This window comes from Methylomonas montana, assembly GCF_030490285.1.
Classification (GTDB): Bacteria; Pseudomonadota; Gammaproteobacteria; order Methylococcales; family Methylomonadaceae; genus Methylomonas; species Methylomonas montana.
Window position 1 is genome coordinate 4513318 of the sequence record NZ_CP129884.1, and the last position, 26728, is coordinate 4540045.

Genomic DNA, 26728 nt, shown 5'->3' on the forward strand with positions numbered 1-26728 from the left:
TTGTGGGTTAGTGCATTTTCATTTTGGCGTGGGTACTGCGCCGGAAAAGATTGGATAAGGTCAGCATCGCGGTGCGGAAATAGCCGTGAATGGCGACCTGGTGCATTTTGTACAAGGACAAGTACACGGCATAGGCGATAAAACCGCCGACGCTGACGGTGCCCATCAAGCTACCCATTAACGAACCGACGGTGCTGAATTTACCCAGCGACACCAGCGAACCGTAGTCTCGATACACGAACGCTACAGCCGGCTTGCCTTTCAGGCGGTTGACGATGGTTTTGGCAACGGTGGAGGCCATTTGGTGTGCGGACTGGGCGCGCGGCGGCACGTTGCCGCCGTGGCCGACCCATTCGCAGGCGGCGCAGTCGCCGATGGCAAATATGTTCGGATCGCTGGTTTGCAAGGTCTGATCGACCACCAATTGGTTGATATGGTTGGATTCCAGACCGTCCAGATTTTTCATCCAGTCCGGTGCCTTGATGCCGGCCGCCCAGACTTTCAGATCGGCGTCGAACACTTCGCCGTCGTAGGTATGCACCTCGGTTTCGGTGACTTCGGTGACCTTGCGACCCAGTTTTAATTGGATGCCGAGTTTGATCAATTGGTCTTGGGTGGCTTGCGACAGCCGTGGCGGCAGGGCCGGCAACAATTGGGTGGCGGCTTCGATGATGGTGATATTAACGTCGATCGAGCCTTCCAAACCGTAGGTTGCCAGCAGCTTGGTCACTTCGTGCAGCTCGGCGGACAATTCCACGCCGGTGGCGCCGGCGCCGATGATCACGATAGACAGCGGCTTGTCGCGCTGGCGGCTTTGGTTGGCGTAGGACTGAATGTAATAAGTCTCCACCAGCTGTTTTTGAAAACGGAAGGCTTCCTTGGTGGTATCGATAAAGCGGCAATATTTATCAACGCCCTTGATGCCGAAGGTGTTGCTGACGCTGCCGACCGCCATCACCAAGGTATCGTACTTAAAGCGGCGTTGCGGAATGATCTCTTCGCCCTTCTTGTTGGTAATCGAGCTGACGATGACTTCCTGGTTTGCCCGATTCAAACCTTCCATTTTGCCGAACAAGAAACGGAAGTGATTACTATGAGCCTGGGCCAAATATTCGATTTCCTCGGCCTCGGCCAAGGTGCCGGATGCCACTTCGTGCAGCAGCGGCTTCCAGATATGGGTGGAGGTGGCATCCAGCAGCGTGATTTCCGCTTGGCCGCTTTTACCGAGCTTATGCCCCAATTCTGTCGCCAATTCCAGACCGGCGGCGCCACCGCCGACAATCAGGATTTTATGTTGTTCCGCCATTCGTCTTCCCCTCAAGTGCTGTTTGCTTACGCTAAACAAAGAAATCGCTATCCCTGCCTTTTTATATATTCCTAATGTGTCGGCATTATAACCAATCGTGCTCGGGCTAGCCGATTTTGACGGGATGAATGCGGCCGCGCCAGGGGTAAGCGCGAATCGTTTGGCGAGATGACGAATAGAGGTAAACTGCTACAGTGATTTTTTAATGAATCGTTAAGCTTGGCGTCGGACTATTGCCAGCGAGTTCGGCAAAAACCGGACCGAACCCCGCTTAAAACCGCATCACCACAGGAATATCGTATGTATCGAAAAAACCCGGCAAACCTGCGTTCGGCTCTTGGCCTTCTGATTATCTTTATTAGCCTGCTCAGCGGCTGCGCCTCGGAACCGCCACTGCCGCCCAGCGACGAACAGGCCGAATTACCCTCTTATGAGGGTAAGGCAGCGTACAACAAACCGTATAAAGTGAAAGGCAAAACCTATTATCCCTTGGCTTCGGCCGGCGGCTACCGTGAAATCGGCCTGGCTTCCTGGTACGGCGCCGAGTCCGGAAATCGTACCGCCAGCGGCAGCCGGTTCAATCCGAAAGGTTTTTCGGCGGCGCATAAGACCTTGCCGATACCCTCAAAAGTCCGTGTCACCAATCTGCGCAACGGACGCTCTATCGATGTGCTAGTCAACGATAGAGGCCCGTTTTACGACGACCGATTGATCGATCTGTCCCGCGGCGCTGCGAAACAAATCGGCGTGCGCGGTTTGACCGAAGTGGAAATTCAGTCTCTCGAAAATTAGACCGCACGGCTCGCCTGCCACGGATAGCAGCAAGCCAAAAACCGGGGGATCGCCTATCCCTCAACAGTAACGAAAGTTTCCCCGGTAATAATATGTGACGCCTAATAGCGGATGCTCGATCGTGAAATCCAGATAAAATTCGTCCGCCGACACGGCATGCTCGCTGATACTTGCCGAACCCAACAAAAGCCAGTCGGGAATGTTTAATTGGAAGGTTCCGCACCGCAAAAAATGTCCGTTGCTGCGGTATAGCAAATCACCGTTCAAGACATCCACCCTCAACCGCAGGCCAAAGCCGAAGCCTATCGTTTCGATCAATTTATGTGCTGCCGAATAATGCATTTGCGAGCGGAAGTAATCGATCTTGCCGTCCGGGTAAGTCATGGTGCGTTGCCAGTGCAATACTTCGCCAGGCGCAGCCCATTTGTCCACCTGAACAGGCACCGCTTGGCCGCGCCAGAGCACCAGGCCGCCGAACAGATGGATCAGCCAGATCATCGGCAATAGATAGCTGGGATAAGCAATCTCCATCGTGCCTTGCAGGTGGCTTTGTTGCCCACTGCTGATTTGATAATGCCGTTGAATGACGCTGGGCAGCTTATGCCAGTCATCGCCCAATACTCGTTCCATTAGTGAAATAGACATGGCTTAGCTCCAGAGTGAGTTGTGAAATACCATTAGCGTGGTGATGCCTATCATGCCGAAAAAAGCCGGCACGCCCAGCCATAACCAGATCCTGGAATAATAGCGGTAAAGATAAGGCAAGGGTTGGCCTTGGGCCAGTGACTCGGCGGCGATGTCGCGCATGCGGATTTGCAAGATCACTACCGGCAACCAGCATAAGCCGGTGACCAGATACAGCACCAGCGTCCACCACAACCAGCCGTCGCCGAACGAGGCTGATAATTGATCGGCCAACAGGATACCGGTCAGCGGCTGGATGATGACAGTCGGCGTGGTAAACCACCAGTCGGCCAGCACCACATGCTTGCTGGTGACTGCAATCGCCGCATGGTTACCGCTTTTATCGGCCATGACTTTGTAAAACACCGTGCCGGAACCCAGTCCGAACAGGACGATGGCACTGAGGATATGGATCAATTTCAGGGTTAAATACATCATGGCTTTTCTCCTTCCAGCTGTCTGTAAATCAGCAGACACATCAAAAACGGGATATTTTTCAGCAGCGGTCCGAATGGATGGAACACGAATTCTGGCAAGCGCAAGGCAACCACCACGCTGTAAGCCAGCACGATCCAGAACTGCCAAAGCATCAGACGGCTTGGACGAAATCGCGCCAAGGTCGCCAGCCCCAGAATGATGTCCATTGCCGCCAGTCCATACAGTGTCAGCGGCGCGCCAAGACCGGTGATGCCGGTGTCGGCCAGCAATTGATAGCTGAGTTCATGCGGGTAAAAAATCAGCGAGGTGATGCCGCTCCACAGCCACACCAGGGCGATGCTTAGCCACAGCAAAGGCTTAAGAAAGTACAAAGCCGCATGCCAGCGCTCGGCCTGGCTGGCCGGTTTTTCGAATAGTTGCGACGAAATGCTCAACGGCTGCCGGCCCAATAATTCGGTGACCGGGCCTGAATCGGCGCTATTGCCCCGGTTCAGCATGGCGATGTTGTCTTTGTTCAAGATAGGCTCGCCCAGCCATTTGCCCAGGCCTGACGCCATCAAGCTGTAACGGTAAGGCACGGATAATGCCTTTGCCGGCGGCTTGCCCAATCTACACCTAAGGCCTCGCAGCCAATCGGCGTAGGCAATCGGTTCCGGGCCGACCAAGGCCACGGTTTTTTGCCCACCGACAGCCGGCTCAAGACAGCGGCAAACGGCCGAGGAGACATCGTCGACATGGATGGGTTGCAACGATTGCCTGCCGCCATCCGGCAGCAGATGCAGCGGCAACGCCGCCAACGCATGAAACAGGCCGCTGCTTTGCGCACCGTCGCCGTAGACTATCGACGGCTGCAACACGAACCAGTCCAGTGGCAAATTTCGTAACACGTCGTCGGCAGCTTTTTTGCTGATGTGGTAGGCCGAAGTGGCCTGTTCGTCCGCGCCCAAGGCCGAGATTTGCACGATCTTTTTAACGCCAATTTCCGCGCCGGCCTGGAACAAGGCGATAGGCGCCTGACTATGCAATTGGGCAAAGCTTTGCCCCTTGCTTTCCGCAATAATCCCCACGCAATTGACGATCGCGTCGATGCCATGCAGATGCGGCAGCCAGTGTTCTACGCTGTTGGTTGACATGAAATCGACAGGCAAGTATTTGATGTTGGGACTGGCTATCAGACGTCCCGGATGCCGGCAACAGGCGCTTACTTGGTGGCCTTGCCGCAGCAAGGCTCGCAACACCGCGCTACCGATAAAACCGGTGGCACCGGTCAATAAGATATTCATACCATCCTCCCCACGCATTGAGTAAGGCTTACTGGAAGAGGATATTTGCTGGCGATTGCCGGCAAGATTGCGGCTAGCCGATGCGAGTCTTTCAATCTGATACTCATGGTTTTGCTCCTTTAAGTTGAGAGGCGGGAGCAGATTAACCAGCGTAAAACCAATGGGCTTCCGAATTGATAGGACAGGAATAGAAATTTATGGTGACCGATGAAAAGCCATAAATTTCAAGCTATTGAGAAATTACAAAATGATAAAAGTGGAAGCCGGATTCGATCAGAGCGGCGATGAACTATGCATTTTTCGATATTGCCCAGGCGCCACGCCGACGATGTCCCGAAAAGCCGCATAGAAATTGGACTGGGTGCTGAAACCTACCGATAAGCCGATAGCCAACACCGAGGTGTCAGGATCGGCCAATAGCAGTTTTTTGGCTTCTTCGATACGCTGTTGACGAATATAGCGGGAAAAACCTTGTTGAAATTCGGTGTTGATCAGTTCGGACAACTGATGCTGAGTCAATGACAGCTGTTCGGCCAACAGCGCGAGATTCAGGGTCTCCAAGGTATAGAGCTTATCCTTTTGCATCAAGGCGTCGAGCCTGGCGAGCACCGCTGCTTTGTCGATATTCTTCAGTGTCGATTCGGCATAGGCCGCCTGCACGGCTTCCGAAACGTCGGCGGTAATGTTCGGGAATCGCAACAAGGTTAATGTCACCGCAAAAAATGCCAGCCCGATCAGCATGCTGTAGCTGCCGATGAAGTCTGTTTCGTTCAATAACGGCCAGATAAAGCCCAGCAGCAATACCCCGACGGCAATCGCAAACAAGGTTCCCAAGGCCAGCAGTTCCAGATGAAAGCGCTGCCGCTGTTCGCGCAAGCCATAGACGATCTTAGCCAGCCACGCCAGATAGCCGCTGCCCACCAAAAACGCACCCGGTAAAGCCAGCTGGTAAGGCAAAATCAGACCCAACAGCATGGGCGCGGCGTGCAGCGCATCGGTCCAGCGGTAACCCACCTCGGCAATCAACAACTGCCGGCTATAGAAATAAAAGCTGGGGGCAATGCCGTACAGCAATAACAGATAAACTGCCGAATGCATCTGATCGAAACGGTTCAACAACCAGCCCAGATGCAGGACTTGAATCCCCGCCAAACCGATAATCAACAAAAAACCGGCCAATTTTGAAGGGTTGCGAAGCGGCGCGCCTTGCAAGATATTTCCTGCGATCAGCAGCGCCGCCGCGCCGAATGAGAAACCGATGAATAGCTCGGGGACGAAAGGCATGCAGGAACTGAGTTAAATAATGATGGCTTGAGTCTAGTTGGCAATTCGGAAGGATGTATTGCTATGATGACACATCAAAAAACAAGCCTGCCGAGCATCCTGCCCATACAAATTAGCCATCAACCTAAGGATTGCATCCAAAACGCGTAACTTATTCCACCACCACCGGAATCTTCCCAATCTTCCCCTGCCATAACTTTGGTGCGGTGTTGTGTATCGACTCGCCCCGGCTATCCACAGCCACCGTCACCGGCATATCCTCGACGATGAATTCATGAATCGCTTCCATACCCAGTTCGGGAAAAGCGACGATACGGGCCTGTTTAATGGCTTTGGAGACTAAATAGGCCGCGCCGCCGACTGCGATCAAATACACCGCTTTATGCTTGGCAATGGCTTCTATCGCTGTTGGGCCGCGTTCGGATTTACCGATCATGCCCAACAGGCCGGTTTTTTCCAGCACGGTGTCGGTGAAACTGTCCATCCGGGTGGCGGTGGTGGGGCCGGCCGGGCCGACGACTTCGTCGCGCACCGCATCGACCGGGCCGACGTAGTAGATAAATTTATCTTTTAAATCCACACCGTTCGGCAACGGTTCGCCTTTGTTCAATAGATCGACGATACGCTTGTGAGCAGCGTCGCGGCCGGTCAGCAGCGTGCCGCTGAGCAGCAAGGTTTCGCCGGGTTTCCAGTCGACAACGTCTTGCTTGGTCAGGCCGTCGATATTGACCCGTCGCGCTGTGCTGGCGGATTGAGTGATTTCCGGCCAGTCGGACAGTTTGGGCGGCGTCAAAATGGCTGGGCCGGAACCGTCCAACACAAAATGGGCATGACGGGTGGCGGCGCAGTTGGGGATCATCGCCACCGGTTTGTTGGCGGCGTGAGTCGGATAATCGAGGATTTTCACATCCAGCACCGTGGTCAAGCCGCCCAGGCCTTGCGCACCGATGCCTAGGGCGTTGACCTTGTCGTACAACTCCAACCGCAATTCTTCCAGCGCATTGCTGGGGCCGCGCGCGATCAAGTCCTGAATGTCGATAGAGCCCATGCAAGCCTGCTTAGCCAGGATCATGGCTTTCTCGGCGGTACCGCCGATGCCGATACCCAAAATACCGGGTGGGCACCAGCCGGCGCCCATGGTCGGCACGGTTTTCATCACCCAATCGACGATGCTGTCGGCGGGATTTAGCATGACGAATTTGGACTTGGCTTCCGAACCGCCTCCTTTCGCGGCGACTTCCACGTCCACTTTGTCGCCCGGCACCAGTTCCATATGCACCACCGCCGGGGTGTTGTCCTTGGTATTGATACGCTTGCCTGCCGGGTCGGACAAGATGGATGCCCTAAGCACGTTGTCAGGATGCAGATAGGCCCGGCGCACGCCTTCGTTGACCATCTCGCTGACGCCAAGCTTGGCGTCCCAGCGTACGTCCATGCCTATCTTTAAAAACACCACGACGATACCGGTATCCTGACAAATCGGTCGCCGGCCTTCGGCGCACATCCGCGAGTTGATCAGAATTTGCGCCATTGCATCCTTGGCGGCCGGGCTTTGCTCCTTGAGATAAGCCGCATGCAAGGCCTGAATGAAATCTTGCGGGTGGTAATAGGAAATGTATTGCAAGGCATCGGCGATGCTTTGGATGAAATCGTCTTGGCGGATGGTAGTCATGGCGGGTTCCAAGGATTAAGAAACAGATCGAAATTTACCACGAAGAGCCAACCGGAAGAGTATTTTTGGGATCGTCTGGCATTTCCTGGAGCAAGGTGACATTAGCGCTGAATACCGTTTCGAGTTGGCCTTGACGATTTGGGCGAACAGGTTCTCGCCCAGTGTCGCCAACGGTTACCCAATCAAACGGTGCTAGGGCTGTTTGCAAGGCTCGGCAATGGCTGCCCATTCTTTTTTAAACAACCTAGCATTCATGCTTTTTTCGTATTTCGTCGTACGGAATCTCTTCGATCGAAGTGGGCGAAAGGGAGAATTGAAGGCTTTTATCGGCGGATGACGCTTCGCTTATCCGCCCGACGGCCCTAACGCTTATTGCGATATTTCTTGGGCTGGTAGCGATAATGCCCCGTTATTTTGTAAGCAAAAATCATGTCCTCCAGTTTTGGACCTGCACCAATATTGTGAACGATAAGCGGACGTCCTGTGCCGAGGGCGGTTTTATCCGTGACAATCCCGATATGAGGCAAATTTCCCGGCAACATCCAGGTAACGATATCCCCTGGAGCATAATCTTGGCCTTGATCGGTCACGGGTAATGCTTTTCCGTGCCGAGAGAAAAATACCTGTAGATTCGGAACCCGACGATGATCAATGTTTCTATCAGTCGAGCTTAGCCCCCAAAGCTTCTTTGAAGGATACCCGCGAAAGTTTTTGACCATATCCTCGTGGACTAAAACCTGAAGATCTACGCCTAGTTTACGATATGACCGAATAACGACATCGCTACAAACCCCAACGTTCGCGGGCACATCACCGTTTGGATAGGCTATTGAAAAATAAGACCCATCATAGCGAACGTTATGATGGGTCTGATCGATTGCTGCTAAAACGATGTCCTGTTCAAAACTTTGGCTTAGTGCGTTTTCAGAAAAAACAATCGAAGCAATTAATAGAAATTTACCCAAAGTGACTCCAATTAATTTAATCAACGGCGGAGACTGCTTTTCAGTCGAATGGCAAATTCCTTTGAGTTGATAAATTCAACACAGCTCTGCAATCGCATTGGCATGCCATTTTGAGTGATGCCTGGCGCGGGGGCAGATTTGGCGAGCAGTGCCAATGCTGGATAAGCCTCGGCCGACAAGCTGCCGTTTTCCACTAACCCTGCGGCCCAGGCATCTGCTTCGGTCGCAATCGGCGTTCCTGTATATCTATCCATAATGCAGGCCGCAAGCACATAATTGCGAGCTTGTGCAATTTCACTGGAAGTCGGTTTTTCGGCGGAAATTGCCGTAGTTGATAAAAACACCATTGCTGCCGTTTGAAATAATATGAAGCGAACAATCGATTTACGGCATTTCGCAACCAAGAGAAACACTTGGGACGTGACAGTGCGATGTTTTAAAGCGCCCATAGCGTCATCCTATCGTGGTGGCTTCAATCTGTGGCGTTGACGGGTTATCCCTTAAGTTTCGATAATCATCATGGGGTTCTCTGAAGGCGCTACCATCCCAAAGCGCGACGTGACCGCTGGCATCACTCCAGCCAGTAACATCGAATGACACGATACCATTTTGAGCAGCAAATGCCTTGTCGAAATCCTTTGAGACTTTGATCGGGGTTACACCTAATGCCGAGGCTAAGTAAGTTTTCATATCGCGTACGCGGAATATGTAAGGCATTCCGTCCGCACCAATCATGGTCTCAATTTTAAGGGACTTAGTCAGTTTTGCCGAAATCGGCATATTACCGTAATTGAGGGCTCGGGACATACGGGCGGCACATGTATTGCCGTTTACCCCAAAACCAGGCACGTCAATGTTCTTAACCAGACTGCCACCGATAAATGTATGCAGATCACGCAGGGTTGGGTAACTCGTGTGGTCAGGGAATGCTTGCCACATCATTTTGAAACTAGGTTTGGCCATAATTTATTTTCCTTAATCCACCAACCCCCGTTGCGGACATACTCTGACCTAGAGCCGGAATGCCCAGGCCACAAGCCCCGAAATACCGAACCACCAATTTGGCCGACCACTGCATCGGTATGCCAGGCATCTACTCCCCGTAACGTTGCGATTGCTTGTTTTGTTGTACCCCGGTAACCTCGGCGCGCAAAAAAACCTATTTTCCGGCGTTGCCTGTATAATCCTCCGCAGAGTTGGCCGAACAGTCGCCGTTTTATGCAAATAAAAGGGAGGAAAGTCCGGGCTCCATAGGGCAGGGTGCCAGGTAATGCCTGGGAGGCGTGAGCCTACGGAAAGTGCCGCAGAAAATATACCGCCTGCTTCGTATCGAAGCCGGTAAGGGTGAAATGGTGCGGTAAGAGCGCACCGCGCAACTGGTAACAGGTGTGGCAGGGTAAACCCCACCCGGAGCAAGATCAAATAGAGGCACATACGCGTGGCCCGCGCGGTGCCTGGGTAGATTGCTTGAGCGATTGGGTGACTAATCGCCTAGATGAATGGCTGTTCTCGACAGAACCCGGCTTACAGGCCAACTCTTTCTCTTCTTTTTTTTGCAATCCGCAAAGCATCCCATGACTGTGAAAACCGACGAATTTTTCCGCAAGGCAGATCAGTTGATCGCCGCCGGCCGCTTCATCGACAGCAAAGGCTGGGTGCCCGCTACCAGCGGCAATTTCTCCGCCAAACTCAGCGACGGCAATATTGCCATTACTGTCTCCGGCCGGCATAAAGGCCGGCTGCAAACCGACGACATCATGCTGATCGACAGCAAGGGCCGGTCGTTGGACGGTAAGCAGCCATCGGCGGAAACCTTGCTGCATACCTCGATTTACCAACGTTTCCCGGACGTGCAGGCGGTGCTGCATCCGCATTCGGTCAATGCCACGTTGACCGCACGTTTGTTCAAACACGAGATCGTGCTGCGCGATTACGAACTGCTGAAAGCCCTGCCCGGCATCGATACCCACGAAACTCAGATCTCAATACCTATTTTCGGTAACGATCAGGATATTCCTCGATTGGCGGACAAAGTGGAAAATTATCTGAACCGGCATGGCCACGTTTACGGCTATATTATCGCCGGCCATGGTTTTTATACTTGGGGCGCGTCGGTCGACGACGCCTTGCGGCATCTGGAAGCCCTGGAATTTTTATTCGATATTGAAATTCGCCTACATGGAATAACACGACTATGAGCGCACTAACCCTCTACCCCGCCCAGCAACCACAAAACGGCAACACATTCCGGGATTTCGAAAGCATCGCCGGCCAGTTACAAAACATCGGCGTACAGTTCGAACGCTGGCAGGCCGATTGCGAGTTCTCCGCGAGCGACGATGCCGATGCTGTACTAAAAGCCTATCAAAGCTCGATAGACAAGCTCAAACAGCAATACGGTTTTCAGTCGGTAGACGTGATCAGCTTGAACGCCGACCATCCCAATAAAGATGCCTTGCGGCAGAAGTTTTTATCCGAGCATACCCACAGCGACTTCGAAGTGCGCTTTTTCGTGGAAGGCCGCGGCCTGTTTTACCTGCATGTCGGCGATCAAGTTTATGCGGTGCTGTGCGAGCAAGGCGATCTGATCAGCGTGCCTGCCAATACCACGCATTGGTTCGACATGGGTGAAAACCCGGCGTTTAAGTGCATCCGTCTGTTCACCACAGAAGATGGTTGGGTGGCCGAGTTTACCGGCAATCCGATTGCCGAAAGTTTTCCGACGCTGGACCAATACCTGGCGGCTGACCCACAGGGAAGTGGTAATGTCGCGGGAGACGGGACGCCGGGAGCGGCCTTATGATCAAAGCCATCGTCACCGATATCGAAGGTACCACTTCGTCGCTGTCGTTTGTGAAGGATGTGCTGTTTCCGTATGCCCGTGCGCACTTGCCGGATTTCGTCAGAAGCCGGCAGGCGCAAGCCGAGATCCGGCAATTGTTGGCGGACGCCTGTCAAGTGGCGGGTGGCGAACTGGATGACGATGCCGTCATCGCTCAGTTCATCCATTGGATCGATACCGATCAGAAAATTACACCGCTCAAATCCCTGCAAGGTCTGATCTGGCTGGAAGGCTATCGCAATGGCGATTTCACCGGCCATGTATATGAAGATGCGGTACGCAATTTGAAAAACTGGCATAGCCAAGGCTTTAAGTTGTATGTCTATTCCTCAGGGTCGGTGCAAGCGCAAAAGCTGTTGTTTGGCTACAGCGATTTCGGCGATCTGACCCCGCTATTTTCAGGTTATTTCGATACTCACGTAGGCGGTAAACGAGAAAGCGAATCTTACCAACGCATTGCCGCCGAACTCGGCTTACCGGCCGAACAAATCCTGTTCTTGTCGGACATAAAGGAAGAGTTGGACGCCGCCCGTCAAGCCGGCTTCGCAACCTGCTGGCTGGTGCGCGAGCAAGCGCCAGACAGTGGTGCCGAACATGTCCAGGTCAACGATTTTGACGGCATCCATCTGTAATACCGGTTCGTCCCGCCGATGAAAATCGCGATCTTGTCCCGCGACGCCACGTTGTATTCCAGCGTACGTCTGCTGGAAGCCGCCAGCGCGCGTGGGCATGAAGCCAGGGTATTGGATCCGACCCACTGCTACATGAATATCACGTCGATGAAGCCGTCGATCCATTATATGGGCGAAAATCTGCTGGGTTACGACGCGGTCATTCCCCGCATCGGCGCATCGATCACCTTTTATGGCACCGCTGTATTGCGGCAGTTCGAGGTGATGAACACCTTCACGCTGAATAACTCGGCGGCGATCAGCCGTTCCCGCGACAAGCTGGCGTCCAGCCAATTATTGGCTCGCAAAGGCATCGATCTACCGATTACCGCTTTCGCCCACAATCCCGATAACATCGAAGATCTGATCGCCGAAGTCGGCGGTGCGCCGCTGGTGATCAAATTGGTGGAAGGCTCGCAGGGCATAGGCGTGGTACTCGCGGAAACCCATAACGCCGCGCATAGCGTGATTCAGGCTTTTATGGGGTTGAACGCCAACATCATGGTGCAGGAGTTCATCCAGGAGGCCAATGGCAGCGATGTCCGCTGTTTCGTGGTCGGCGACAAGGTGGTGGCGGCGATGAAGCGCCAAGGCCGCGAGGGCGAGTTTCGATCCAATCTGCATCGCGGCGGCAGCGCCACGCTGGTCAGGCCCACCCCTCAGGAGCGGGCGACGGCGGTAGGTGCGGCGAAAGTGATGGGGCTGAATGTTTGCGGCGTCGATTTGCTGCGTTCGAAACGCGGGCCGCTGGTGATGGAAGTCAATTCCTCGCCGGGCCTGGAAGGTATCGAAAAAACCAGCGGTAAGGATATTGCCGGGCTGATGATCGAATATATCGAGAAAAACGTCGGGAAAAATAAGTCGGGGTAATCAAGCCCCGCATCAAGGCGGCATATCTTAAACGGGACCCAGGCTGGGGCGCCCAGGTCCTGCCGGAAAAAGCCTATTTTTCCAGTGTCACAAAAGCCAGTTTGGAAATGCCGGCATGCTGCACGGTAGCCATTATTTCCGCAACTTTGCCGTAATTGACGCCTTGGTCGGCGTAGATGTGAATGATCAGTTCTGGATTGGCTGCCAATTCGGTCTTCAGCGTGGAATCCAGTGCCGTTAAATCGGCAATCGCATTTTTATTTAGCGTCACGCCGCCTTGCGCATCGATACCCAGCTGCATAGGCTGTTTCTCGGTATCCGGCGTGGTGGAGGCCGTTTTTGGCAGGGCCACGTTGACCGACTGCGTCAACAGCGGTGCGGTAACCAACAAGATGATCACCAGCACCAACATGACATCCACCAGCGGCGTGACGTTAATCTCGCTAACCGGCCCGTCGTCGTCTGAGTTTGTTTTAAATCCCATCAATTACTCCTTGTTTTTGCCACTATTGGCATACGCATCGCCAAAGGCGATATGCAGAAAACCGTCAACGAAATGCTCCAGTGAGGCGCGATGGTGCTTGGCGCGACGCTGGAAAAAATTATAGGCCAGTACTGCCGGCACTGCTACGGCGATACCGATGGCTGTAGCAATCAAGGCATCGCCAATCGGGCCGGCAACCACGTCCAAACTGGCAGAGCCGCTGGCGCTGATGTCGTGCATCGCGTGCATGATGCCTAGCACGGTACCGAATAGACCGACGAAAGGCGCGGTACTGCCGATACTGGCCAGCATCGTCAAACCGCTGTCCATACGGTTCAGTTCTTCTTGAGTCTGTTTGCGCAGGGCCTGTTCCAGCAAATCTTGGACAGAACCGCGAAATTTAAGACTACCGCAGGTTTCCGGATGAGACATTTCCGCCAGCCAGGCAAATCCGCAGTTGGCAATACGTGCTTTCGGGCCGCGCGCGGTTTCGGCGGGCAGTTGTGCAGCGGCTTTCAGATCGGTGGCATCCCAAAAGGCCGCATTGTATTGCTTGTTGTAATAATTATTCTTAGCAAATTGCCATATTTTGAAGAAGATCAAAGTCCACGTTATCAACGAAAAAACTAACAGTGTGTAAAGGGTAGCGTCGATAACCGCTTCCGGGGCTATATGGTAAGGCATTAATCTCTCCGATTTTTATTCACGCAAAGTAAAAATAATAGGCACAATCACCGAACTGGCCACTGGCGTTTCGCCGCGTTTGGCCGGAATGAATTTCCATTTTTTGACGGCCTCAACTGCCGACTCGTCCAGCATTTCGTGGCCGCTACTGGTTTCCACCGCCACCGAATCGCTCAACCCTTCCGCCGATACCTGTACCCGTAGCATCACTTTACCTTGCCAGCCGCGGCTTTTGGCAATCATCGGGTACTCCGGCTTGGGATTATGAGCATAATTGGCCCGAAAATTGGCTTCCGTAAATTGCTCGGCGCTGGTGGCCGTGGTACTGGTGGTCGTGGTAGTCACCGGCGTACTGGTCGTCGTGCTGGTGACCGGCGCCGGTTGCTGCTCCGAGACCGGCTCGATTGGCGCATATTCCGGCGCTTTCTGCACGATGGGCGGCGCTTTCTTCGGCACCGGTTTAGGCTGCGGCTTCTTGGGTGGCGGTTTTTTCTCGGGTGGAGGCGGCGCGGGCGGTGGCGGAGCGGCAGCCGGTTTGGGAGCCGACAGAGCGATCATCGACACTTCCATTATCAATGGTTGGGCCGCTGTCAATTTTTCCTCGGGTTTCAACAACTGTTGCAAACCCAAAACATGCAGCAGAAATACCAAGACGGTTAACAGTCTCAGCATGCTGGCGGGCTGTTCTTCCCCCAACAGCGTCTGCCAAAGCGAGCGCCGACCCGATTTGGTCACCCCCCCCGAACCGATGAATGACGCTAACTTATTGTTCGGCAAAGCATCTTCGTGGGTTTTGAATAAATACATAGAAACTGTTGAATACCAAAATATGCGCGGTTCGATTTTAATCCGACATTGTAAATTATAAGACTGCTCAGCGTCAGCCATCCTGACATTGCAAAATCGTCGGGAGTTCTTAACTAAGACGTTTTAAAAATCAAAAACCCCACTCGATAAGCATTGTGGGGGAAATCATAATCTGTGGCATAATTTCCACACCCTTCCGCCTCCTTCCCGATTTCGTTTCCCATATGTCTTTAAAACAATCGTCCCAGACCAAGGATCAAGGCACATCATTAACGCTAGGTGCGATAGGCGTGGTATTCGGCGATATCGGCACCAGCCCGTTGTATGCGGTGAAAGAGGTATTTCATGGCGGCCTGCCTACCGATGCACTCCATGTGTTGGGCGTACTATCGCTGATCTTTTGGGCCATCACCTTGGTAGTCACCACCAAATACGCCATTTTCATCATGCGCGCCGATAACAAAGGCGAAGGCGGCATCATGGCTTTGATGGCATTAGCCTTGCAAGGCTCGAAGGATAATCCGCAAAGAAAACTGTTTATTATCACTATCGGTCTGCTTGGGGCCTCGTTGTTTTATGGCGACAGCATGATTACGCCGGCCATTTCGGTATTGAGTGCGGTGGAGGGCTTACGCATCGTCGCGCCCCGCTTGGACCATTACGTCTTGCCGATCACCATTGCCGTACTCAGCTTATTATTCATTATCCAGACCAAAGGTACCGGCAAAGTCGGCAGAATGTTCGCGCCCATCATGTGTTTTTGGTTTGCCACGCTGGGCATTCTGGGGTTAGTTAATATCTTCCATCATCCGGACGTGTTGATGGCCGTCAACCCTTATTACGCGGTTAGTTTATTGATCGAATTGGGTTGGAAAGGTTTTTTGATTATGGGGGCGGTGGTTCTGGCGATTACCGGGGCGGAGGCGCTGTATGCCGATATGGGGCATTTCGGGTTAAAGCCGATCCGGCTGGCGTGGTTTGGCTTTGTATTTCCGGCCTTGCTGCTGAATTATTTCGGCCAGGGTGCTTTGCTGATAGGAAATCCCCGCGCGATCGAAAATCCATTCTATCTGCTGGCGCCACACTGGGCCTTGTATCCGATGCTAATCTTGTCGACATTGGCCACGGTTATCGCCTCGCAAGCCGTGATTTCCGGGGCATTTTCAGTGACTAGGCAAGCTATCCAGCTCGGCTATTGTCCCAGAATGAATATTCGCCATACCTCCGGCGACGAAATGGGCCAGGTCTACGTTCCGGCCGTTAACTGGTTGCTGATGGTGTCGGTATTTATTCTGGTGTTGAGCTTTAGGTCGTCATCGGCCTTGGCTTCCGCATATGGTATTGCCGTGACCGGCACCATGATCGTCGATACGATTCTGGCCTTTATCGTGATCCAGGCGCTGTGGCAATGGAACAAGCCTACCAGCATCACCTTTCTGTCGACGTTTCTGATTATCGATTTGCTATTTTTATCTTCCAACAGTCTGAAAATCCCTCACGGCGGCTGGTTGCCGCTAGTGGTGGGTACCGTGCTGTTTTTGATCATGACTACCTGGATCAAAGGCAAGGAGTTGTTGGCGCGGTATTTGGACGAAAAACGGGTGTTGTTCGAGGAAATGGAGGAACGCCTGAAAAACCAGCCACTGGCGACGGTGCCAGGTACCGCGATTTACATGGCACGCAGCGTCCATGGTGTGCCGCAAGTTCTATTGCATAATCTGGAACACAATCATGTAATGCATGAAAAAATCATCGTGCTGACCATCGTTACTCGAGAAGAACCTTATGTTGATGAGGCCCATCGCGTTAAAATTCGTTCCTTTGGCGACAGTGGCAATTTTTATCGGGTGAAGCTGTATTTTGGTTTCCAGGAAGAACAGGATGTACGCCGCGCCTTGCAACTTTGCTGTCACGAAGGCCTGGAAATTGATCAAAAAACCGTATCGTTTTTCATCGGTAGCGAAAGACTATCCTTCCGCCGCAAGAGTCCAATGCCGAAATGGCGCCGCTCCTTGTTTAGCTTTTTAACCCACAATTCCAGCAGCGCCATCGAGTATTTTAAAATCCCCGTCGAGCGTGTTATCGAATTGGGGATCCGGATCGAGCTGTAAGCGTTTAAAGCTGACCGGCAACCGACACCTACTCGCCGTGTCTGTTATGCCGTCCGCTCCAGCCACCGCGTTGTTGGTGGTCACCGTCGCCGCCATGTCTACCAAAACCGTGCTCCCGCTGTTCCGATGGCGACCATTCGTGGCGTGGCGCATGTTCGGCATGACTATCATGCCTAAATTCTCGGCGGCCCATATCCCGGTTTTGCCAGCTACTGCGTCCGCCATCATGGCGATCGAAATGCGGAGTAGGGGCGCGCCAATCTTGATGGCTGTCATGATGATGTTCGGAGCGATAGCTAGGTTGCACATAGTAACGCCCGTAGCTGATGCTGGTGCCGGGGCTGTAATAACTGCTACCGTAGCTTTGGTAGTTACTCGGAGAGGAATAACTGCTGCCGTAACCCGCGTAGCCACGCTGATAATAACCTGTCGCGCACCCCGACAGGGCTAAAGCAACAAAAGAAATAATGGCGACTTGTAAGGTTTTCATGGCTGCCTCTTGGCGGTTTGCCCTCTTCAATTAGAGTCGGGCTTAGTTTACCGCCGAGAGACTTAATCCATCCTTAACGGCTCGGCTCCACCACGAAATTTTCCGGCTCGGCTATCACCGGATTAGTCAAAGTGCCAATACCTTCGATCTCGATCCGCACCGTTTGCCCCGCTTTCAGATAGCCGCGCGGCTTCATTTTCACGCCCACGCCGGCCGGCGTGCCGGTGCTGATTACATCGCCAGGCTCCAAGGTCATCACTTGAGACAGATAGGCGATTAAGTCATAACAATTGAAAATCATCTCGCCAGTATTGGCGTTTTGCCGCAACTCCTCGTCTACCCAGGTTTTCAAACCAAGATTATGCGGATCGACAATTTCGTCCGCCGTGACCAGCCAGGGCCCAAGTGGACCATGGGTGTCGAAGGATTTTCCCAAAGTCCAAGTCGGCGTGCGCTGTTGCCAGTCGCGCACCGTCACATCGTTGCAAATCGTGTAACCGGCGATTACATCATGGGCTTTTTCAACGGGTACATTTTTGCAACGATTGCCGATGACCAGCGCCAGCTCGCCTTCGTAATCCACTTTTTCGGAGATAGATGGCACCTGAATCGCCTGGCCATCGGCAATCACACAGGTGCTTTGCTTGGTAAAAAAGGTCGGATATTCGGGTTTTTCCCGGCCGGTTTCGCTGATGTGATCAGCATAATTGAGCCCCACGCCCAGTAATTTGCCGGGCCGCGGAATCGGCGCCAGTAATTTCACACCGTTTAGCGCAAGCCGATGCGCTCCCGATGCGATCAGGTTTTGCATCGCCTCTAATCCGGCTTGGCCGCTCGCCAAAAAATCCAGCATACTGTCGGCATGCGCGATGTTAAGCGTGGCAACCGCCACGCTATCGCCCACCACCGCGCCGATTTGAGTTTGTCCTTCGTGTATGAATGTCACCAATTTCATGCAGAGTCCGCCTGTTGCCCAAAAAACCGAGATTTTATAACGAAGCTGAAACGGGCGAAAAAAGATATAATCCACAGCCGTTTTTAGCAGATGCTATAGCGCGTAACCTAAAGCAAAACGGCGTTTTGCCTGCTCCCTGGACAGCAACCCAAAATAACAAGATGACACCCGCCGAATTTTTCGAATACGCCCAACAAGGCTACAACCGCATCCCGATCTGCCGCGAAGTGCTGGCCGACCTGGATACGCCGCTCAGCACCTACTTAAAGCTGGCCGACGGCCCCTATTCTTATTTGTTCGAATCGGTACATGGCGGCGAGCAATGGGGACGTTATTCGATTATTGGTTTGCCGTGTCAGACCCGCGTCAAAATCAGCGGCTATACGATCACGGTTGAAAAAGACGGTGCCGAGACCGAGCAGTTTGAGCATGGTCATCCGCTGGAGTGGATCGAAGAATTTCGTCAACAATACAATGTGCCAAACGTCCCTGGCTTGCCGCGCTTCAACGGCGGTCTGGTCGGTTATTTTGGCTACGAAACCATTGGCTACATCGAGCCGCGCCTGCAAGCCTCTGTTAAACCAGACCCAATCGGTGCTCCGGATATTCTGTTGATGGTGTCGCAAGACTTGCTGGTGTTCGATAACCTGTCCGGCAAGATGCTGTTGCTGACTCATGCCGATCCGGCTCAGCCTGGCGCTTATGAAAATGCGACAGCCCGTTTGAATGAGCTGGCAGTGAAATTGCGGGAAATGCAAGCCAATCCACAAGTGCATCCGACTAGTAAGCAGGTTCACGAAACCGATTTCGTCTCCGGCTTCACTCAGCAAGGCTACGAAGATGCGGTACGCAAGGCCAAGCAATACATCACCGACGGCGACTGCATGCAAGTGGTGTTATCGCAACGCATGTCGATACCTTATGCCGCCTCGCCGCTGGATCTGTATCGAGCCTTGCGTTGCCTGAATCCGTCGCCGTACATGTTTTATTTGAATCTGGCGGATTTTCACATCGTCGGCTCCTCACCGGAAATCCTGGTGCGGCTGGAAGATAATGAAATCACCGTCAGACCGATCGCCGGCACCCGGCCGCGCGGCGCTACTCACGAACAGGACTTGGCACTGGAACAGGAACTGCTGGCCGACCCCAAGGAAATTGCCGAACATTTAATGTTGATCGATCTGGGCCGCAACGACACCGGCCGAGTGGCTAAAATCGGCAGCGTCAAACTCACCGACAAAATGATAGTCGAGCGCTATTCGCATGTGATGCACATCGTCTCCAACGTGACCGGCGAGTTGCAGGACGGCAAAGATGCGTTCGATGTGCTGGCGGCGACTTTCCCGGCCGGCACCGTCAGCGGCGCGCCGAAGATTCGGGCAATGGAAATCATCGACGAACTGGAGCCGGTCAAACGCGGCATTTATGCGGGGGCGGTGGGCTATATCTCCTGGTCCGGCAATCTGGATACGGCTATCGCGATCCGCACCGCCGTAATCAAGGATCAAACTTTGCACATTCAGGCCGGTGCCGGCATCGTCTACGACTCGGTGCCGCGCAACGAATGGGATGAAACAATGAACAAAGGCCGGGCGGTGTTCCGCGCCGTTAGCATGGCCGAAGCCGGCCTCGGAGGCAAAGCATGAGCGCCGTCAGACTGGTGATGGTCGACAACTACGATTCGTTTACCTACAACCTGGTGCAATATTTCGGTGAACTTGGCGCCGAGGTGCTGGTGGTGCGTAACGATGAAGTCACGGTCGACGATATCGAAGCCTTGAGTCCGGATAAAATCGTCATTTCTCCCGGCCCCTGCACACCCAAGGAAGCCGGCATTTCCGTGGAAACCATCCACCGCTACGCCGGTAAATACCCGATCTTGGGCGTTTGCCTGGGCCACCAAAGCATAGGCTATGCTTTTGGCGGTAACATCATCCACGCCAAGCAAATCATGCACGGCAAGACATCATTGGTTTATCACCGCGACGTCGGCGTGTTCAAGGGGCTGAACAACCCGTTCACGGCTACACGCTATCATTCTCTGGTTATCGAGCAAGCGACTTTGCCGGATTGCCTGGAAGTTACTGCCTGGACCCAGGATGAGGCGGGCAACATCGACGAAATCATGGGCGTAAGGCATAAAACCCTGGATATCGAAGGCGTGCAATTTCACCCCGAATCGATTCTGACCGAACATGGACATGACATGTTGAGGAATTTTTTGAAGCGTTGAGCAAATCGGCATCCCCGTCTACACGGGGATGCCAGTTTTGGATTTTCTTGGCTGCCCATCTGCGCAGGAACGAGAAAATCGTTTTAATCAGCGCTCTTCCCTAACCGAAACTCGGCTGCATTCACAAGCGGCGACACTCAAGCTGAATTGAATTTATCGCTAAAAACTCCCTACCCCACTCCGGCGTTTGCCAGTTCAGGTGGCGTCTTTTTCTCGCGCCTATGAACAATTCGAACCGGTGGCTTGCCGCTTCTCGATGTTTTAATGTGACGATCGGCAGCACTTTTACTTAATGCCGTTTAAAGCTTTGGAGTCCCCTCTATATGATGGAGTGCTATAATCAGACAATGCCCTTTAGGGGGCTTAGCCTTAGGAATCAATAATTATCGGAATGATGTTGAATTGGGAGATTATGGATGCTGAGACATAATGTAGAAAATCAAAGCAATGAGCATGACGCGGTAGAGCTGTCTCGACGCAGCTTTTTTAGCCGTTTTGCTATTGGCGCTGTGTTGTCTATAGCAATGCCCGGCGTAGTTCATGCTGCAAAGAGCGCGGCTGTAAAAGCCGATAAAAACCATCGGTTGGCGCAGTCGGCCAAAAGCGCCGTGCGCTTGCCTAAACACAGCGCCAGCCAGATGAGCAAAGCTACTCGGCAAACCAGCAAGGTCGCGGTCAGCCATCGTGCCGGGGGTAAGCAGCAAAAAGTGCTGGCGGCTAAAAATGCGTCTTTCGAACATGAGCGTTTGCACACCGCCCATGCGGACCCTCATGCGCAACACAACAGCCGCGTGCGGGATGTTTACAGCGGCAGAAAACGGGGCGTCTATACCGCATCCAACGATACCAGCCGCGATCACCAGGTTGGCAGAGTGCATTCGATCATTCAGCCCGATCAAAGAGAGCCGATTTTAACCTCCGCTCAAGAGCCGATGTTTTTAGCGGATCGCGGCCGTTTGGTCGGTCACCGGGCTTTGGCGTTTCAAAATCCGCACACCGGCGACAAGTTGAATCTGACCTATTTTGAGAAAGGCCGCTATCTGAGCGATGCATTGAATGAGATTAGCTTTTTGCTACGCGATCACCGCACGGACGACGTGCATCCGATCGATCCGGAGCTATTGGATCAATTACACGATTTGAAGCAAATGTTGGGTTTAAACCAACCGTTTGATGTGATCTGCGGTTATCGTTCGCCTTTGACCAATGCCAAGCTCCATGCCGAACATACCGGTGTCGCCAATAACAGCTTTCACATGTATGGCCGGGCGGTGGATATTCGCATCGAACGTTTCGATCTGCGCCGTATCCACGGTGCCGCGGTAGCGATGCACCGTGGCGGGGTGGGTTATTATCCCGAATCCAATTTCATCCATCTGGATACCGGCACCTTTCGGACCTGGTCTTTGTAAAACTCTCCACCATAAAAAAGCGCCTTTTCAGGCGCTTTTTTATGTCGATATACTTTTCTCGCGTTAGGGATTGGCAGTCATTGGCGTGGATTTGCTCGCCACTAACTGGTTATCCGCAGCTGAACTTACCACCGTCGATACATGTAGTTTGTTCAAAGCCTTTTTCAGTTGTTCGTCCTGCCCGTAGATATCGGGATAGAAACGCAACTGATTTCCGTGATCAACAAACGTGGTTGCGTAATAAAACAGCACCGGCACCGCGCGTTTTAGCGTGACATGGCGGGTTTTAGGCGCGGACATTGCCTGTTTGATAGTTTCTTTATCCCAACCTTGCTGATCGCCCAGCACGAATTGGGCGAGTTGTTCCGGTTGCGAAACCCGAACGCAGCCATGGCTCAAATCGCGGCGCTGGCGATTAAACGCGGCGTGGCCAGGGGTGTCGTGTAAATACACGTCGGCGGTATTCGGAAACACGAATTTCACCCGACCCAATGGATTCTTCTTTCCCGGTCGTTGCCGAGCGCGCAAATAACTGCCGCCGCCCTGTTCTTCGCTGTTTTGATGCTTAACCAGTTCGATGTTTTGACTGGCCAGATAGCCTTCATTGTTGGCGGCTTTCGGCAAGATTTCCTTTTTAAAGATAGTGGTTGGAATATTCCAGTACGGCATGAATTCCAAATATTTCATTTCTTCCCATAACACCGGCGTTTGTTTATCCGGCGCCTTACCGACGATGACTTTCATGTTTAGCGGGTTAGTATCGTCCACCGAATTGAACGCCCACAGCTCGAAGGCCGGGATATTGACCACGATCATCGGGCCGTCGATGGGATCGGGAATCCAGCGCGCCCGTTCCATGGCCAGTTCCAGCTGAGCGATTTTCTCGTCGGAAGATGGGTTGAATAAGGCGGCGGTCGCCGGGCCTATCACGCCGTCGGCTTTTAAGCCTTGCTGTTGCTGCACTTTTTTCACCGCGGCTACCAAGTCGCCGTCGTAAGTTTTAGCGTCGGCGTTGGCTTTATCCTCGATCAAGCCCATGGCGCGCAGACGCTGGCGCAAGTATGCGATTTGCGGGTGCTTATCGCCCGGCCGCAACCGTTTGCCGGGGTTAAAATCGTCCGGCCCGGTTTGATTGCCGAGTTCCCGCAAACGGGTCAAAATTTGTTTGAGTTGCCGATATTGCTTGGCTTTCGGTTCAAATAGTCCGACCAGTTCCGGCAAGGTTTGCGACGCCAGATGTTGTTTCAACAAGCCGGCCAGGTCTAGAGGCGGTTTGGGAGCGATATGCACCGGGTATTGCACGTCGCGCGGCTCGACTTGGCCCTGCCGCAAATCATGCAGATAACGCACCAGGGATACCGTCAACGCCACGTCGTAACTAGCGGCCGTGTTGTTGTCCAGGCTTTGGCCATCAATAAATGTCTTGAGGCGGTCGACATCGTAATTGACCTGATTTAGCGCATCGCTCGGCGCATTGTTCAACATGCCGATCAAGTCGTGCAGATTTTTTTCGGAACGATTGGCGGTAAACCAGATTGGCTGAAAATTCGCATTTTGATAAATCTGGCTAACAAAATCGCTGACGCGGCTAAAGTCGGCGCGTAACAGCAAGGGATGTTGTTTGCTGAGTAAGATGGCGCCGATCGGCTGGTCGGCCGGAATAAAATTGGCGGGGCCAGGAAAGCTATCGATTAAGGGGGCGCTGGTTTCCAGTGCGGGAGCTGGTAACTCGGCGCTGAATGCGCGCTCAGTGTCGGCATAAGCAACACAAGCCACCAATGCAAACCAGGCATACCTATGGCTTGAATCTTTAAGGGTGTGCGGTTTTGTTAGCATGGTTTCACGAATATGGGTTCCTAATTTAAGGTGATGCCTGCCCAACTGTGGTCGATTGCCAAGCTAAGCCACCTGATAATGCGCTGATTTTACCTTGTTCCGACGTCGCTAACGCGTAAACAATTAGCAAATGTCGTTAGTGCTCTGTACTTTTGTCGAATTTGGCGCATACCATTTAGTCAAGACATGCCAGTCTCAGGGTAACAATGGGGCGTTATCACCTACTGATTAACTGAAAAATTCGGTCAATTCCAGCAGTATCGAGAAAACTTTCGACAATTCTAAATCTCCAGCCAATTCTGCGGTTTCAAATAGGTTTCGTATAACTCGGCTTCCGGGCTGTCGGCTTCGGGTTGCCAATTGTATTGCCAGTGGGCGACCGGAGGCATGGACATTAAAATGGATTCGGTTCTACCGCCCGATTGCAGGCCGAACAAGGTGCCGCGATCGTATACCAGATTAAACTCCACATAACGGCCGCGCCGATACAACTGAAAGTTGCGTTCCCGTTCCCCGTAAGTTGTGTTTTTACGTTTCTGCACGATGGGTAAATAAGCCGGAATATAGTGGTCGCCGACACTTTGCATGAAGGCGAAGGCTTGGGCAAAATCCGGCTCGTTCAAATCGTCGAAAAACAAGCCGCCGGCGCCTCGGGTTTCGTTGCGGTGTTTCAGAAAGAAATATTCGTCGCACCATTTTTTATAGCGGGCATAGACGTCGTCGCCAAAAGGTTGGCAGGCTAGTCGTGCGGTTTGATGCCAATGCAATACGTCTTCCCGGAAAGGATAAAACGGCGTCAGATCGAAGCCGCCGCCAAACCACCAGATCGACGGTTCGCCCTCTTTTTTGGCGATAAAAAACCGGACATTGGCATGCGAGGTCGGTACATAAGGGTTGCGGGGATGAATCACCAAGGACACTCCCATGGCTTCGAATTGGCGGGTAGCGAGTTCGGGGCGCTTGGCGGTCGCCGACGGCGGTAAGTGGCTGCCGAATACATGCGAGAAATTGACGCCAGCTTGCTCGAACACCTCGCCGTTAGCCGATACCCGAGAACGCCCGCCGCCGCCTTCGGCGCGGTCCCAAGCGTCTTCGACGAAGCGCGCCGTGGGTTCTTCCGTTTCTAAAGCGGCGCAAATTCGATCTTGTAAATTCAGCAAATAATTTTTGACTGGAGAGATGTCGTTCTCACTCATGATAAAGCGCGGTCCTATCGATAATGGTCTCGGTTGGCGACCCTAATGTGGTTGCCGGATAGACGCAAATTAACACAAAACTTGGGCGAAAGACTCGGATATGCCATTTGCCAAATTCGGTTTTAAGTCGCTAGCCTTGTCTCGAAACATTAATTGTTCTCATAGCAAGAGGTAGCATGGCGCTGTACGACTTGCTTTCGCATGCGGAAGGCTGGGAGCCTGGACGTGCCAATTGCGTTGATTTCATTGGGTTTAAGGATTTCTATTCGATTTTTAATCTTGGCATATACGTTAAAATGCAGCTCTGTCTTCACTTCGCTCGCCCACGACCATGTCCAGTTCCCCCTTTCCTCATGTCGCAGTCATCGGTGGAGGACCTGCTGGGTTGATGGCTGCAGAAACGCTTAGTCACGCCGGCATACAGGTTGATGTTTATGACGCGATGCCGTCAATTGGCCGCAAATTTCTGCAAGCCGGGGTGGGCGGGTTAAATATTACCCATAGCGAGACTTACGAAGCCTTTTGCGAACGTTACGGCGATAGCCGGCCGCAATTGCAAGCAGTGCTCGACAAGCTTCCACCTAACGCACTACGCGCTTGGGTGCACGAATTAGGGGTCGAGACGTTTGTGGGCAGTTCGGGTCGAGTTTTCCCCTCGCAAATGAAAGCCGCACCACTACTTCGAGCTTGGCTGCATCGCCTCCGCAATGCCGGTGTGCGCCTACATGTTCGTCATCGCTGGCTGGGCTGGGATACAGAAGGGGCATTGAGACTGATCAATCCGGACGGCGAAATTTCGATCAAGCCGCAGGCGACCGTGTTGGCGCTGGGCGGTGCCAGCTGGCCACAGCTGGGATCAGACGGCGCCTGGGTGCCTTGGCTACAGGCTCAGGGCATTGAGATCACGCCCTTGCAAAGCACTAATTGCGGCTTCGAGGTGGCCTGGAGCGCCCATTTACGCGATAAGTTTGCCGGTACGCCGCTCAAGGCAGTGGCGCTGACGTTTACCGACAGCCAAGGGCGCACCGAACAGCGGCAAGGCGAAATGGTGATTAGCGGGCATGGCGTGGAGGGTAGTTTGGTTTATGCGTTTTCGGGCCGGCTACGCCAGCATCTGAATGCTCATGGCAGTGCTACATTCAGCCTGGATCTGGCGCCGGGTCGCGATATGAAGCGGGTGTTGGCTGAGGTCAGTCGGCCGCGCGGCTCGCGATCAATATCCAGTCATTTGCAAAGCCGCGTGGGCCTTAACGCCATCAAAGTAGCGTTACTGTACGAAGTGCTCGGCAAAGAACAATTTGCCGATCCAGCCATGCTGGCAGCGACGATCAAGTCCTTGCCGATCACCGTGCAAACGACTCGCCCCATTGCCGAAGCCATCAGCACCGCCGGCGGAGTGTGCTTTGAGAATCTCGACCGGAACCTCATGCTTACCGCGCTGCCGGGTACTTTTGTCGCGGGCGAGATGTTGGATTGGCAAGCCCCAACGGGTGGATACCTGCTTACCGCTTGCTTTGCCACCGGGCTGTGCGCGGGACTGGGCGCACTGGATTGGCTGAAAAATCGATGAGATGCGCGAGTTTTGGCTGCGGTTTGTTATCATGTCGGCCAAAAAACCTTTTCGATTTTTACCCAAACCTAGACCGGGTGGAAGCGATCGCGTAAACCCGGCCGTGATGATTTGCAGTCAGGGGATACTCTAAAGCGCAACTC

26 protein-coding genes and 1 other RNA gene are annotated in these 26728 nt (G+C 53.2%); 11 read left to right on the forward strand and 16 right to left on the reverse strand.

Annotated elements, in window-relative coordinates; genetic code table 11:
• Positions 1-7 precede the first annotated feature (7 nt).
• Complete coding sequence (locus tag QZJ86_RS20875) at positions 8-1306, reverse strand: NAD(P)/FAD-dependent oxidoreductase (RefSeq protein ID WP_301935511.1); 1299 nt, start codon at positions 1304-1306, stop codon at positions 8-10.
• Between the two features lie 300 nt (positions 1307-1606).
• Between QZJ86_RS20875 and QZJ86_RS20880 the strand changes: the two genes are divergently transcribed.
• Positions 1607-2098 carry a septal ring lytic transglycosylase RlpA family protein gene (locus QZJ86_RS20880; RefSeq protein ID WP_301935512.1) on the forward strand — a complete coding sequence of 164 codons (492 nt, stop codon included), beginning with the start codon at positions 1607-1609 and terminating at the stop codon, positions 2096-2098.
• Between the two features lie 60 nt (positions 2099-2158).
• Here QZJ86_RS20880 and QZJ86_RS20885 read toward each other — a convergent pair whose 3' ends face one another.
• The 8 genes from QZJ86_RS20885 to QZJ86_RS20920 all read right to left on the reverse strand — a co-directional run bounded on the left by QZJ86_RS20885 (position 2159) and on the right by QZJ86_RS20920 (position 9387).
• Positions 2159-2743 carry a DUF4166 domain-containing protein gene (locus QZJ86_RS20885; RefSeq protein WP_301935513.1) on the reverse strand — a complete coding sequence of 195 codons (585 nt, stop codon included), beginning with the start codon at positions 2741-2743 and terminating at the stop codon, positions 2159-2161.
• Positions 2744-2746: 3 nt separating this feature from the next.
• On the reverse strand, positions 2747-3220 hold the full coding sequence (locus QZJ86_RS20890) for a DUF2269 family protein (RefSeq protein ID WP_301935514.1): 474 nt from the start codon (positions 3218-3220) through the stop codon (positions 2747-2749).
• The gene (locus QZJ86_RS20895) at positions 3217-4503 is read right to left on the reverse strand and encodes an SDR family oxidoreductase (protein WP_301935515.1); all 1287 of its coding nucleotides are present in this window, start codon (positions 4501-4503) and stop codon (positions 3217-3219) included. Before QZJ86_RS20895 ends, QZJ86_RS20890 begins: the two co-directional genes overlap by 4 nt.
• A 273-nt stretch (positions 4504-4776) precedes the next feature.
• Positions 4777-5787 (reverse strand): AraC family transcriptional regulator, encoded by a 1011-nt coding sequence (locus QZJ86_RS20900; RefSeq protein WP_301935516.1) that lies wholly within the window; start codon positions 5785-5787, stop codon positions 4777-4779.
• 151 nt (positions 5788-5938) lie between these two features.
• Positions 5939-7459, reverse strand: coding sequence for a fumarate hydratase (locus tag QZJ86_RS20905; protein WP_301935517.1), 1521 nt, complete (start codon positions 7457-7459; stop codon positions 5939-5941).
• Positions 7460-7821: 362 nt separating this feature from the next.
• The gene (locus tag QZJ86_RS20910; RefSeq protein WP_301935518.1) at positions 7822-8448 is read right to left on the reverse strand and encodes a DUF1287 domain-containing protein; all 627 of its coding nucleotides are present in this window, start codon (positions 8446-8448) and stop codon (positions 7822-7824) included.
• Complete coding sequence (locus tag QZJ86_RS20915) at positions 8445-8873, reverse strand: hypothetical protein (RefSeq protein ID WP_301935519.1); 429 nt, start codon at positions 8871-8873, stop codon at positions 8445-8447. The genes QZJ86_RS20910 and QZJ86_RS20915 overlap by 4 nt, the downstream gene beginning before the upstream one ends.
• Positions 8874-8877: 4 nt before the next feature.
• Positions 8878-9387, reverse strand: coding sequence for a type VI secretion system amidase effector protein Tae4 (locus QZJ86_RS20920; protein WP_301935520.1), 510 nt, complete (start codon positions 9385-9387; stop codon positions 8878-8880).
• Between the two features lie 229 nt (positions 9388-9616).
• Between QZJ86_RS20920 and rnpB the strand changes: the two genes are divergently transcribed.
• The 5 genes from rnpB to rimK all read left to right on the forward strand — a co-directional run bounded on the left by rnpB (position 9617) and on the right by rimK (position 12807).
• Positions 9617-9967, forward strand: an RNA gene (gene rnpB / locus QZJ86_RS20925) — RNase P RNA component class A.
• 31 nt (positions 9968-9998) lie between these two features.
• Positions 9999-10622: a methylthioribulose 1-phosphate dehydratase gene (locus tag QZJ86_RS20930; protein WP_301935521.1), complete on the forward strand. Its 624-nt coding sequence runs from the start codon at positions 9999-10001 to the stop codon at positions 10620-10622.
• The gene (locus tag QZJ86_RS20935) at positions 10619-11227 is read left to right on the forward strand and encodes a 1,2-dihydroxy-3-keto-5-methylthiopentene dioxygenase (RefSeq protein ID WP_301935522.1); all 609 of its coding nucleotides are present in this window, start codon (positions 10619-10621) and stop codon (positions 11225-11227) included. The genes QZJ86_RS20930 and QZJ86_RS20935 overlap by 4 nt, the downstream gene beginning before the upstream one ends.
• Entirely contained in the window at positions 11224-11898 is a 675-nt protein-coding gene (gene mtnC / locus QZJ86_RS20940; RefSeq protein WP_301935523.1) for an acireductone synthase, read from the forward strand. The genes QZJ86_RS20935 and mtnC overlap by 4 nt, the downstream gene beginning before the upstream one ends.
• Positions 11899-11916: 18 nt before the next feature.
• On the forward strand, positions 11917-12807 hold the full coding sequence (gene rimK, locus QZJ86_RS20945; RefSeq protein ID WP_301935524.1) for a 30S ribosomal protein S6--L-glutamate ligase: 891 nt from the start codon (positions 11917-11919) through the stop codon (positions 12805-12807).
• A gap of 73 nt (positions 12808-12880) precedes the next feature.
• Here the strand turns inward: rimK and QZJ86_RS20950 are convergent, their stop codons facing one another.
• Genes QZJ86_RS20950 through QZJ86_RS20960 form a run of 3 tightly spaced genes read right to left on the reverse strand, consistent with a single transcriptional unit; the run spans position 12881 to position 14782 of the window.
• Positions 12881-13291: an ExbD/TolR family protein gene (locus tag QZJ86_RS20950; protein ID WP_301935525.1), complete on the reverse strand. Its 411-nt coding sequence runs from the start codon at positions 13289-13291 to the stop codon at positions 12881-12883.
• A 3-nt stretch (positions 13292-13294) separates the two neighbouring features.
• Positions 13295-13975, reverse strand: a complete 681-nt coding sequence (locus tag QZJ86_RS20955; protein WP_301935526.1) for a MotA/TolQ/ExbB proton channel family protein — start codon at positions 13973-13975, stop codon at positions 13295-13297.
• 15 nt (positions 13976-13990) lie between these two features.
• Positions 13991-14782, reverse strand: coding sequence for an energy transducer TonB (locus tag QZJ86_RS20960; protein ID WP_301935527.1), 792 nt, complete (start codon positions 14780-14782; stop codon positions 13991-13993).
• A 224-nt stretch (positions 14783-15006) separates the two neighbouring features.
• Here QZJ86_RS20960 and QZJ86_RS20965 point away from each other — a divergent pair, with 224 nt between their 5' ends.
• Positions 15007-16893: a potassium transporter Kup gene (locus QZJ86_RS20965; protein WP_301935528.1), complete on the forward strand. Its 1887-nt coding sequence runs from the start codon at positions 15007-15009 to the stop codon at positions 16891-16893.
• A 28-nt stretch (positions 16894-16921) separates the two neighbouring features.
• Here QZJ86_RS20965 and QZJ86_RS20970 read toward each other — a convergent pair whose 3' ends face one another.
• Complete coding sequence (locus tag QZJ86_RS20970; protein WP_301935529.1) at positions 16922-17383, reverse strand: hypothetical protein; 462 nt, start codon at positions 17381-17383, stop codon at positions 16922-16924.
• Positions 17384-17456: 73 nt separating this feature from the next.
• The gene (locus QZJ86_RS20975; protein WP_301935530.1) at positions 17457-18338 is read right to left on the reverse strand and encodes a fumarylacetoacetate hydrolase family protein; all 882 of its coding nucleotides are present in this window, start codon (positions 18336-18338) and stop codon (positions 17457-17459) included.
• Between the two features lie 161 nt (positions 18339-18499).
• On the opposite strand from QZJ86_RS20975, the gene trpE reads away from it, so the two are divergent.
• The 3 genes from trpE to QZJ86_RS20990 all read left to right on the forward strand — a co-directional run bounded on the left by trpE (position 18500) and on the right by QZJ86_RS20990 (position 21983).
• On the forward strand, positions 18500-19984 hold the full coding sequence (gene trpE / locus QZJ86_RS20980; protein WP_301935531.1) for an anthranilate synthase component I: 1485 nt from the start codon (positions 18500-18502) through the stop codon (positions 19982-19984).
• Positions 19981-20571, forward strand: coding sequence for an anthranilate synthase component II (locus QZJ86_RS20985; protein WP_301935532.1), 591 nt, complete (start codon positions 19981-19983; stop codon positions 20569-20571). Before trpE ends, QZJ86_RS20985 begins: the two co-directional genes overlap by 4 nt.
• A gap of 416 nt (positions 20572-20987) precedes the next feature.
• On the forward strand, positions 20988-21983 hold the full coding sequence (locus tag QZJ86_RS20990; protein WP_301935533.1) for a YcbK family protein: 996 nt from the start codon (positions 20988-20990) through the stop codon (positions 21981-21983).
• 63 nt (positions 21984-22046) lie between these two features.
• Here QZJ86_RS20990 and QZJ86_RS20995 read toward each other — a convergent pair whose 3' ends face one another.
• Both QZJ86_RS20995 and hemF read right to left on the reverse strand, forming a co-directional pair.
• A complete protein-coding gene (locus QZJ86_RS20995) occupies positions 22047-23819 on the reverse strand; it encodes a L,D-transpeptidase family protein (RefSeq protein WP_301935534.1) in 1773 nt (590 codons plus the stop codon).
• Between the two features lie 281 nt (positions 23820-24100).
• Complete coding sequence (gene hemF, locus QZJ86_RS21000; protein ID WP_301935535.1) at positions 24101-25015, reverse strand: oxygen-dependent coproporphyrinogen oxidase; 915 nt, start codon at positions 25013-25015, stop codon at positions 24101-24103.
• A 331-nt stretch (positions 25016-25346) separates the two neighbouring features.
• Here hemF and QZJ86_RS21005 point away from each other — a divergent pair, with 331 nt between their 5' ends.
• A complete protein-coding gene (locus QZJ86_RS21005; protein ID WP_301935536.1) occupies positions 25347-26585 on the forward strand; it encodes a TIGR03862 family flavoprotein in 1239 nt (412 codons plus the stop codon).
• The last annotated feature ends 143 nt before the right edge of the window (positions 26586-26728 follow it).

Coding starts and splice junctions, on each gene's coding strand:
- QZJ86_RS20895 (WP_301935515.1), bottom strand. CDS start 4,503: ATGAATATCTTATTGACCGGTGCCACCGGTTTTATCGGTAGCGCGGTG.
- QZJ86_RS20965 (WP_301935528.1), top strand. CDS start 15,007: ATGTCTTTAAAACAATCGTCCCAGACCAAGGATCAAGGCACATCATTA.
- QZJ86_RS20890 (WP_301935514.1), bottom strand. CDS start 3,220: ATGATGTATTTAACCCTGAAATTGATCCATATCCTCAGTGCCATCGTC.
- QZJ86_RS20975 (WP_301935530.1), bottom strand. CDS start 18,338: ATGAAATTGGTGACATTCATACACGAAGGACAAACTCAAATCGGCGCG.
- QZJ86_RS20880 (WP_301935512.1), top strand. CDS start 1,607: ATGTATCGAAAAAACCCGGCAAACCTGCGTTCGGCTCTTGGCCTTCTG.
- mtnC (WP_301935523.1), top strand. CDS start 11,224: ATGATCAAAGCCATCGTCACCGATATCGAAGGTACCACTTCGTCGCTG.
- QZJ86_RS20960 (WP_301935527.1), bottom strand. CDS start 14,782: ATGTATTTATTCAAAACCCACGAAGATGCTTTGCCGAACAATAAGTTA.
- QZJ86_RS20930 (WP_301935521.1), top strand. CDS start 9,999: ATGACTGTGAAAACCGACGAATTTTTCCGCAAGGCAGATCAGTTGATC.
- QZJ86_RS20970 (WP_301935529.1), bottom strand. CDS start 17,383: ATGAAAACCTTACAAGTCGCCATTATTTCTTTTGTTGCTTTAGCCCTG.
- QZJ86_RS20915 (WP_301935519.1), bottom strand. CDS start 8,873: ATGGGCGCTTTAAAACATCGCACTGTCACGTCCCAAGTGTTTCTCTTG.
- QZJ86_RS20935 (WP_301935522.1), top strand. CDS start 10,619: ATGAGCGCACTAACCCTCTACCCCGCCCAGCAACCACAAAACGGCAAC.
- QZJ86_RS20990 (WP_301935533.1), top strand. CDS start 20,988: ATGCTGAGACATAATGTAGAAAATCAAAGCAATGAGCATGACGCGGTA.
- trpE (WP_301935531.1), top strand. CDS start 18,500: ATGACACCCGCCGAATTTTTCGAATACGCCCAACAAGGCTACAACCGC.
- QZJ86_RS20950 (WP_301935525.1), bottom strand. CDS start 13,291: ATGGGATTTAAAACAAACTCAGACGACGACGGGCCGGTTAGCGAGATT.
- QZJ86_RS20900 (WP_301935516.1), bottom strand. CDS start 5,787: ATGCCTTTCGTCCCCGAGCTATTCATCGGTTTCTCATTCGGCGCGGCG.
- QZJ86_RS20885 (WP_301935513.1), bottom strand. CDS start 2,743: ATGTCTATTTCACTAATGGAACGAGTATTGGGCGATGACTGGCATAAG.
- QZJ86_RS20995 (WP_301935534.1), bottom strand. CDS start 23,819: ATGCTAACAAAACCGCACACCCTTAAAGATTCAAGCCATAGGTATGCC.
- rimK (WP_301935524.1), top strand. CDS start 11,917: ATGAAAATCGCGATCTTGTCCCGCGACGCCACGTTGTATTCCAGCGTA.
- QZJ86_RS21005 (WP_301935536.1), top strand. CDS start 25,347: ATGTCCAGTTCCCCCTTTCCTCATGTCGCAGTCATCGGTGGAGGACCT.
- QZJ86_RS20875 (WP_301935511.1), bottom strand. CDS start 1,306: ATGGCGGAACAACATAAAATCCTGATTGTCGGCGGTGGCGCCGCCGGT.
- QZJ86_RS20985 (WP_301935532.1), top strand. CDS start 19,981: ATGAGCGCCGTCAGACTGGTGATGGTCGACAACTACGATTCGTTTACC.
- QZJ86_RS20905 (WP_301935517.1), bottom strand. CDS start 7,459: ATGACTACCATCCGCCAAGACGATTTCATCCAAAGCATCGCCGATGCC.
- QZJ86_RS20955 (WP_301935526.1), bottom strand. CDS start 13,975: ATGCCTTACCATATAGCCCCGGAAGCGGTTATCGACGCTACCCTTTAC.
- hemF (WP_301935535.1), bottom strand. CDS start 25,015: ATGAGTGAGAACGACATCTCTCCAGTCAAAAATTATTTGCTGAATTTA.
- QZJ86_RS20920 (WP_301935520.1), bottom strand. CDS start 9,387: ATGGCCAAACCTAGTTTCAAAATGATGTGGCAAGCATTCCCTGACCAC.